The organism is Ruegeria sp. AA6 (assembly GCF_056542865.1).
Genome location: NZ_JBQGAN010000071.1, coordinates 1 through 1,882 on the forward strand (window position 1 = coordinate 1; position 1,882 = coordinate 1,882).

The 1,882-nt window shown below is 63.5% G+C and carries 1 protein-coding gene; it reads left to right on the forward strand.

The annotated features are described in order from the left end of the window. Positions 1-107: 107 nt before the first annotated feature. Positions 108-1,882, forward strand: a 1,775-nt coding sequence (gene xsc, locus ACR0LN_RS23905) for a sulfoacetaldehyde acetyltransferase (protein ID WP_480433233.1), incomplete at its 3' end; no start/stop codon positions are given.

The window sequence follows — 1,882 nt, forward strand, 5'->3', positions numbered from 1 at the left end:
CCGCCTTTCGTTCTGGCCCTAACGCCGTGTTGTTTGATGGGTCAAAACCGTATTCAAAGGCGGGGCGGTGTGTCCGGCCGTTTTCTATATGCGCGGAGATCAGTCACATGAAAATGACCACGGAAGAAGCCTTTGTTAAGGTTCTGCAGATGCACGGGATCGAACATGCGTTCGGGATTATCGGTTCTGCGATGATGCCGATCTCGGACCTGTTCCCGAAGGCCGGTATCATGTTCTGGGACTGCGCCCATGAAGGCAGCGCCGGGATGATGGCCGACGGTTACACCCGCGCCACCGGCAAGATGTCGATGATGATCGCGCAGAACGGCCCCGGCATCACCAACTTCGTGACCGCCGTGAAGACCGCGTATTGGAACCACACCCCGCTGCTGCTGGTCACGCCGCAGGCGGCGAACAAGACCATCGGTCAGGGTGGCTTCCAGGAAGTCGAGCAGATGAAGCTGTTCGAAGACATGGTCGCCTATCAGGAAGAGGTTCGCGACCCCTCGCGCGTGTGCGAGGTTCTGAACCGCGTGATCATGCAGGCCAAACGCGCCAGCGCGCCCGCCCAGCTTAACATCCCGCGCGATATGTGGACTCAGGTCATCGACGTCGACCTGCCTGCGGTTGTTGAATTCGAACGCCCCTCGGGCGGCGAAAGCGCCGTGGCACAAGCGGCCGAGCTGCTGTCGAATGCCAAGAACCCCGTCATCCTGAACGGCGCCGGTGTGGTTCTGTCCGAAGGCGGCATCGACGCCTCGAAAGCCCTGGCCGAACGTCTGGATGCGCCGGTCTGCGTTGGCTACCAGCACAATGACGCGTTCCCGGGCAGCCACCCGCTGTTTGCCGGTCCGCTGGGCTATAACGGCTCGAAAGCCGGGATGGAGCTGATCAGCGAGGCCGACGTGGTCCTGTGCCTTGGCACCCGTCTGAACCCGTTCTCGACCCTGCCGGGCTATGGCATCAACTACTGGCCGACCGATGCCAAGATCATTCAGGTCGACATCAACCCCGACCGCATCGGCCTGACCAAATCGGTCACCGTCGGCATCGTCGGCGACGCGGCCAAGGTGGCGAACGGCATCCTGAACCAGCTGTCCGGCACCGCCGGTGACGAAGGCCGTCAGGCCCGCAAGGACCGCATCGCCCAGAAGAAATCAGCCTGGGCGCAGGAGCTGACCTCGATGACCCACGAGGATGACGATCCCGGCACCAGCTGGAACGAACGCGCCCGCGCCGCCAAGCCCGACTGGATGAGCCCCCGCATGGCGTGGCGCGCCATTCAGGCCGCGCTGCCGAAAGAGGCGATCATCTCGTCCGACATCGGCAACAACTGCGCCATCGGCAACGCCTATCCGTCGTTCGAAGCGGGCCGCAAATACCTGGCGCCGGGCCTGTTCGGCCCCTGCGGCTATGGCCTGCCCGCCATCGTGGGCGCCAAGATCGGCCAGCCGGACGTGCCGGTTGTGGGCTTTGCCGGTGACGGCGCCTTTGGCATCGCGGTGAACGAACTAACCGCCATCGGCCGCGAGGAATGGCCCGCCGTGACCCAGATCGTCTTCCGCAACTACCAGTGGGGTGCGGAGAAGCGGAACTCGACCCTGTGGTTCGACGACAACTTCGTGGGCACCGAGCTGGACACCAAGGTGTCCTATGCCGGGATCGCGCAGGCTTGTGGACTGAAAGGTGTGGTCGCCCGCACTCAGGACGAACTGACCGCGGCGCTGAACCAGGCGATCGAGGACCAGAAGAACGGCATCACCACCCTGATCGAAGCCATGATCAACCAGGAACTGGGCGAACCCTTCCGCCGCGACGCCATGAAAAAACCCGTCGCCGTCGCAGGCGTCGACGCCGCAGACATGACACCGCAGGTCGAGGC